The 6,161-nt window shown below is 68.4% G+C and carries 7 protein-coding genes; 4 read left to right on the top strand and 3 right to left on the bottom strand.

What is annotated here, in order from left to right; genetic code table 11:
- Window positions 1-491: 491 nt before the first annotated feature.
- Window positions 492-1,382 (bottom strand): EamA family transporter RarD, encoded by an 891-nt coding sequence (gene rarD / locus J0L98_RS20840; protein WP_296414083.1) that lies wholly within the window; start codon window positions 1,380-1,382, stop codon window positions 492-494.
- Window positions 1,383-1,507: 125 nt separating this feature from the next.
- On the opposite strand from rarD, the gene J0L98_RS20835 reads away from it, so the two are divergent.
- Window positions 1,508-1,828 carry a DUF1840 domain-containing protein gene (locus J0L98_RS20835; protein ID WP_296414081.1) on the top strand — a complete coding sequence of 107 codons (321 nt, stop codon included), beginning with the start codon at window positions 1,508-1,510 and terminating at the stop codon, window positions 1,826-1,828.
- A 19-nt stretch (window positions 1,829-1,847) separates the two neighbouring features.
- Window positions 1,848-2,225 carry a hypothetical protein gene (locus J0L98_RS20830; RefSeq protein ID WP_296408047.1) on the top strand — a complete coding sequence of 126 codons (378 nt, stop codon included), beginning with the start codon at window positions 1,848-1,850 and terminating at the stop codon, window positions 2,223-2,225.
- Between the two features lie 23 nt (window positions 2,226-2,248).
- On the opposite strand, the gene J0L98_RS20825 is transcribed toward J0L98_RS20830, so the two are convergent.
- Complete coding sequence (locus J0L98_RS20825) at window positions 2,249-2,848, bottom strand: cysteine hydrolase family protein (RefSeq protein ID WP_296414080.1); 600 nt, start codon at window positions 2,846-2,848, stop codon at window positions 2,249-2,251.
- A 129-nt stretch (window positions 2,849-2,977) separates the two neighbouring features.
- Between J0L98_RS20825 and J0L98_RS20820 the strand changes: the two genes are divergently transcribed.
- Complete coding sequence (locus J0L98_RS20820) at window positions 2,978-3,844, top strand: LysR family transcriptional regulator (RefSeq protein WP_365955227.1); 867 nt, start codon at window positions 2,978-2,980, stop codon at window positions 3,842-3,844.
- A gap of 239 nt (window positions 3,845-4,083) precedes the next feature.
- Window positions 4,084-4,842, top strand: coding sequence for an EAL domain-containing protein (locus J0L98_RS20815; protein ID WP_296414077.1), 759 nt, complete (start codon window positions 4,084-4,086; stop codon window positions 4,840-4,842).
- Here the strand turns inward: J0L98_RS20815 and J0L98_RS20810 are convergent.
- A partial coding sequence (locus J0L98_RS20810) for a VWA domain-containing protein (RefSeq protein ID WP_296414074.1) occupies window positions 4,829-6,161 on the bottom strand: 1,333 nt, incomplete at its 5' end. The genes J0L98_RS20815 and J0L98_RS20810 overlap by 14 nt on opposite strands.

Genomic DNA, 6,161 nt, shown 5'->3' with positions numbered 1-6,161 from the left:
CGCCCACGCGGGCGCCATCCAGGCCTGCGCCACGGCCGACCCCGCCGGCCTTGCCTGGGGCGCCTTCCAGGCCTGGGGCGACGCGGAGTTCCGCCTCACGCCCCCGGCGGCCTGAGCCGCCCGCGGAAGTGCCCGCTCAGAGGGTGTGAAGAAATCGTAGCGAGCGGTTCGAGTTCGCCCCGAGAAGCGCAGCCGTACAAGGGTACGGTGAGCATCGCAGGGGCGACTTGTAGGGGCGACTTCAGTCGCCCATCCGCGTCGATCACAGGCATGCCCTTGATCGACGTCCGCGGGCGACTGAAGTCGCCCCTACAGTCCCCACAATCCCAACAATCCCCACATTCCCTCCAGCCGCCCTCAGCGCGTCCCATAAACCCCTTCAGCTTCACCCATCGGGTGATACGGCCAGTGGAGGGCAATCCCGTGTCAGCATTGGGTTTGCGTCTGGTTCGGGGAGGGCAACAGAGGAAAATGGGTGTGTTCACACCCGCTCAGGCCTGGCTGGCCCGGTATTTCTGCCAGCCGCTCCAGCTATACAGGATCAGCCCGGCCCAGATCAGCCCGAAGGTGAGCAGGCGGGCGGGCTGCAGCGCTTCATCAAAGAGCAGCACCGCCGTCAGGAACTGCAGGGTCGGGTTGATGTACATGAGCATGCCCACCGTGGCCAGGTTGAGGCGCTGGGTGGCGGCTGCGAAGAGCATCAGGGGCAGGGCCGTGAGCACCCCGGCCAGGGCCAGCAGGCCCTGGGTGAGGGCATCGTGGCCGGTGAACACGCTGTGCCCCTGGGCCTGCTGCCACAGGGCATACACGCCGATCAGGGGCAGCAGGGTGAGGGTTTCCAGCCACAGGCCGGAAACGGCATCCACCGCCACCTGCTTGCGCACCAGCCCGTACAGCCCGAAGCTGCCGCCGATGAACAGCGAGATCCACGGCAGGCTGCCGAGGGTCAGGAGTTCACTGCCAACGGCCGCCACGGCCAGGCCCACCGAGGCCCACTCCTTGCCGTTGAGGCGCTCCTTGAGCACCAGCATGCCCAGCAGCACATTCACCAGCGGCGTCAGAAAGTAGCCCAGGCTGGACGCCACCACCTGGCGCTGATCCACCGCCCACAGGAAGGCCAGCCAGTTGGCCCCCACCAGCAGCGCCGCCAGCCCCAGGCGCAACACCGTGCCGGGGCGCCGCGCAGCAGCAAGGGTCGCCGGCCAGTGGTGGCGCACGGTGAGGATCAGGCTGACGAACAGGCATCCCCAGGCCGCGCGATTGCACAACAGATCCACCGGGCTGACGTGGCCGAGCTGGCGGAAGAACAGCGGAAAGAAGCCCCAGATGCCGTAGGCACCGAGACCGAAAGCCACACCGGCGAGGCTTGCACGTGGGTCCACGGATTCAGGTTCGCGGAAAGTCGGGGGCCCACGGTATCACCTGTGCCGCCACTTCACGCTTGGGGTTTTCCTCCAGGCCGGCAGCGGGCCTACAATGGGACCATTCCACTGCTAGGACGCCCCCCATGCTGATCATCTTCAAATCCCCCGCCAGCGGCGACGTCATCATGTTCGAGAAGAACGGCAAGGAGATGCTCACCGTACTGGGCAAGGATCCCGCCGAGCCCAAGGGCATCTTCACGGTCGAACAGTTGCCCTCGGCCATCGCCACCCTGAAGGCGGCCATTGCCGCTGACAAGGCCCGGCAGACCGAGAAGGCCGACGCGGAGGAGAACGAAGCCAAGCCGGCGGGCGGCGGTGTCGCCTTCTTCCAGCGCGCCGTGCCTTTGCTGGAGATCCTGGAGCGCTCCCTGAAGGACAAGCACCCCGTCACCTGGGGCATCTGAAGCTGCGAGGCCCCACCCCATGACCCGGCGCGACATCGATCTGGCCCTCGAGGTGGTGCAGGAGCACCTGCCGCAGTTGGGCATCCCCAAGCGTTTGTGCACCCGCAAGCTGTCGGCAGCAGGGCGGGTTTTCGGCCAGTATCGCTGGCACTCCGACACCCTGCGTCTCAACCCGCGCTATCTGGCGCCCCTGTCCGACGACGACGCCCTCGACCTGCTCGACACGGTGCTCCATGAGTTGCTCCATAAGGCTTCGCCCCTGTGGAAGCAGTTGCGCGACAGCTTCCGCCCCCACCCGGATATCTGGATGAAGGCCGAGAAGCTGGCGGTCCGCCTCGGCCCGGCCTATCTGGCACGACGCCGCAGCGCACATACATCCGACGCGCAGCAGGCCTGAAGCCCCGACCGCCGGATTCGGGCTTAGTCCGGAATATCCGCCACGTCGGGCACCACCACGGCAAACAAGTCACCCAGGGCGGCCAGGGCCGCCGCCTGCAGGGTTGCGGCAGGAACCGTGCTGCCGTCCGGCCCGGCGAGGGGGCGGGTGGCGGTGGCATTGGCGGGCACCGTGACGGCATAGCCCAGGTTGAAGGCGCCGCGGCCGGTGGAGTTGATGCACATGTGGGTCATGAAACCGACCACCACCAGGTTCTTCACACCCAGCGCTTTCAGGCGCGCGTCCAGATCGGTATTCACGAAGGAGTTGGGGTAGTTCTTCACCACCACCGGCTCGCCCTCGGCGGGCGCCACCTTGTCGGCAATGGCGCCGATCTCGGCCCGGATGTCGTAGGGCGTGCCAGGGCCAGCATCATGCTGGATGTGGATCACCGGCACCTTGAGGGCGCGGGCGCGGGCCAGCAGGCTGGCGCACGCGTCGAGGGCGGGCTCGACACCACTGAGCTGCATCACCCCGGTGCGGTAGGTGTTCTGGGCGTCCACCAGGATCAGGGCTGACTCGGACAGGCGGGACGGGGCAGCGGGGAGGCCGGACAACTGGCGCAGGGAGGTGGAGGCGGTCATGGAGGATCTCCTGAGTGGATGTGAAAGGGGGAACAACAGGCTCAGACTAAGCGCTCACAAAGCCTGCGTAAATTGACATCCATGCCTCACTTTCCTGCAAAAATGCAGGCCTCAACCGGGACGAAGATGATGAATTGGGACGATCTGCGTTTTCTGGTGGTGATCGGCCGCGAGGGCACGCTGGCTGCCGCCGCCCGCGACCTGAAGGTGGACCAGACGACCGTGGCCCGCCGCCTGCGCGCCCTGGAGGAGAGCCTGGGCACCCCCTTGTTCGAGCGCAGCGAGGGGCGCTGGAACCCCACTCCGGTGGGCGCGCGGGTGCTGGCGCGCAGCACCCGCATCGAGGAGGATGTGGCCGGCGTGGTGCGTCTGGCCGAGGCCGGCAACCGGGCCGTCAGCGGTCTGGTGCGCATCACCGCCGTCAGCGCCATCATCGGCGAGTATCTGGTGCCCCGGCTGCCCAATCTTTATGCCCTTCACCCCGACCTCTCCGTCGAACTGATCGCCAGCAACGACAACCTGAGCGTGGCCCGCCGGGAGGCCGACATTGCCATTCGCCTGGCGCGCCCGGCCAGCGGCGACTTCCTGATCCGCAAGCTGGCCGACGTGGGTTTTGCCCTCTACGGTGCCGCCCGGGGCGATCTGCCGGTGCGCCCCGGTGACTGGGTGGCCTACAACCCGGACCTGGACCACACACCGGAGATGCGCCACCTGGCCGCCATGCTCAGCACGGGCCGGGTGCGCCTGCGCTCCAACAGCCTGCGCGGGCTGGCCCGGGCCGTGGCCGACGGTATCGGCCACGGCATCCTGCCCTGCTTCATGGCCGACCCCGACCCCGCCCTGGTGCGCCTGGGCGGGCCGGAGCCGGTACTGACGCGGGAGCTGTGGATGCTCATCCACCCCGATGCCCGCCCCCAGGCACGGGTCGCCGCCTGCGCCGAGTGGCTGGTGGCGTGCTTCGGGGCCGAAGCCGAGCGATTTCAAGGCCGCCAGTGAGCGGGGGTGAAGAAGTCGTAGCGAGCGCTTCGAGTTCGCCCCGAAAAGCGCAGCCGTACAAGGGTACGGTGAGCATCGCAGGGGCGAAATCGGGTCGCGCAGCAGATCTACTCACCCCCTCTGGGCGAAGACGCCCCGAAGGCCGCGTCATCACGCGGTCTTCACAAAAGCTTCATTCAATTGGCGTGGAGCGCTGCCGACAATCACGATATTACCCATCGTGTTCACGCCCACGCACCATGTACTTCAGCGGCCTCGTCACCCATCTCCGGGACATCCTGGCCTGCCAGGCTCTCGGCTTTGTCTTCCAGCCCATTTTCGACCTGCGTCGACGCGAGGTGCTGGGCTACAAGACACTGATGCGCGGCCCCGCCGACTCGCCGCTGCACACACCGGAGCAGCTCCTGCGGGTGGCCCGGGACGCCGGCCTCGGCCTCCCCCTGGAGCGCCTCGCCGCACGCCGGGCCGTGGCCACCTTTGTTGCCGCCGGGCTGCCCGGACGGCTCTTCATCAACCTGAGCGGGGCCATGATCGTGGACGTGTCGGCAGACGACGAACTGCCACGCATGCTGGACGAAGGCGGCCTCGACACCGCCCGGCTGGTGGTGGAATACATGGACACCGACACCCCCGCCGGCCTGGACGACGCCTGGCAGAAACTCCGGGCACAGGGTTGCGGGCGCGCCACCGGGCGCGCCGGGATGGGGGCGGACTTCATCAAGCTGCCCCCGTCGTGCACCCAGCGCATCCATGCCGATGCGGTGCGCAGGGACAGGGCAGCCGCCACGATTGAAGACACCCGTCAACGCGGGCTGCGGGTGATCGCCGAAGGCATCGAGGATGCCCGCGACCTGGCCACCCTGTGCGAGCTGGAGTGCGACTGCGCCCAGGGCTTTCTGCTGGGCATACCGGCGGCCGAACCGGCGCGCCAGCTCTCCCGCAGCGTGGCCGGGCTGATCGCCACGGCCTTCGCCAGGGCCGCCCTCAGCCGGCCGTGAGCTGGGCGTAGAGCCCGGGCAGTCGCGCCGGCAACTCGGCCGGGTTGCGCAGGATGGTGTAGCCGGACGGCCCGAAGAGGTGGGGCAGATAACCCTGGCCTTCCTTGTCGATGGTCACGCAGAAGGGGCGCACGCCCTCCTGACGGGCGGCGTTGAGGCTCATCCGGGTGTCCTCGATACCGTAGCGGCCTTCGTAGTGATCCACATCGTTGGGCTTGCCGTCGGACAGGATCATCAGCAGACGCAGGGCCTCCGGGCGCTTGGCGAGGATCTGCGTGGCGTAACGGATGGCCGCCCCCATGCGGGTGTAGAAGCCGGGCTTGAGCACCCCGATGCGGCCGCGGATGCGGTCGTCGATCTTCTCGTCGAAGCCCTTGATGCGATGAAAGCGGATGTGCTCGCGGCGACGCGACGAGAAGCCGTACAGGCCGAAGGGGTCGCCGGTGGCCCCCAGGGCCTCCGAGAATAGCCACAGACTGTCGCGGATCACGTCGATCACGCGCTGCTCATCGCTGACCCAGGTGTCGGTGGACAGGGACAGATCAGCCAGCACCAGGCAGCACAGGTCGCGCTCCCGCCGCTCGCAGGACAGGTAGCCGCCATCGCTGCCGGCCACATGGCCGGTGCGCCGGTCGGCGTAGGCGCGCACGCAGGCATCGATGTCGAGCTCGGCGCCGTCGGGCTGGTTCTTGAGCCAGCGCCGGGCGGGGGTAAGGGCCTCCAGCTGGCGACGCAGACGCCGGGCCGGTGCGATAAGACGCGAAGGCAGCGGACAAGGCTGGGCGTCCCGGGGGTCGAGCACGGTGATGCTGCACATGTCCTTCTTCAGCACCTGCTTCTTCCAGTCCCACTCGGGCAGCAGGATGCCGCTCTCCAGGGGAATGTCGTCGTGGGCGGCGGAGGGCAGATCCAGGTCGAAGCGCACCCGCGAGGCGGTATCCTGACCATCCCGGGCCACGGCGATGCGGTCCATGTCGCGGGCCACCCGGGTCGGGTCCTCGTCGTCGCCCTCTTCATGGCCGCGATTCACTTTCACGTATTCGGCAAAGGACAGCAGGCTCTCGGCCCGGAAGGGCAGGATCAGCCCGTTGCGGCCATCGGGCATGTCTTCCCGCTGGGCCTGGCGGCGGCGGTCGGTGGCGTCGGCCGATTTGCCGCCCTCCCGGTGTTCGGCGGGCGTCGGGTCGGCGGCCGACTGGCGCCTGTCCAGGGCCACCGGCGCCGGATACAGCCACAGGGCCACGGGTGTCGGCGGGCGCCGGGCAGTCGGCAGGGCGGCGACGCTGCCGCTGCCGTAGTTGGTCGCCAGGGCCAGGCGG

Source organism: Zoogloea sp., from assembly GCF_017302315.1.
Lineage (GTDB): Bacteria > Pseudomonadota > Gammaproteobacteria > Burkholderiales > Rhodocyclaceae > Zoogloea.
The sequence above is the reverse complement of the archived record's forward strand: the minus strand, read 5'-3'. Positions and strand labels throughout refer to the sequence as shown.

Coding starts and splice junctions, on each gene's coding strand:
- J0L98_RS20830 (WP_296408047.1), top strand. CDS start 1,848: ATGACCCGGCGCGACATCGATCTGGCCCTCGAGGTGGTGCAGGAGCAC.
- J0L98_RS20815 (WP_296414077.1), top strand. CDS start 4,084: ATGTACTTCAGCGGCCTCGTCACCCATCTCCGGGACATCCTGGCCTGC.
- J0L98_RS20820 (WP_365955227.1), top strand. CDS start 2,978: ATGAATTGGGACGATCTGCGTTTTCTGGTGGTGATCGGCCGCGAGGGC.
- J0L98_RS20825 (WP_296414080.1), bottom strand. CDS start 2,848: ATGACCGCCTCCACCTCCCTGCGCCAGTTGTCCGGCCTCCCCGCTGCC.
- J0L98_RS20835 (WP_296414081.1), top strand. CDS start 1,508: ATGCTGATCATCTTCAAATCCCCCGCCAGCGGCGACGTCATCATGTTC.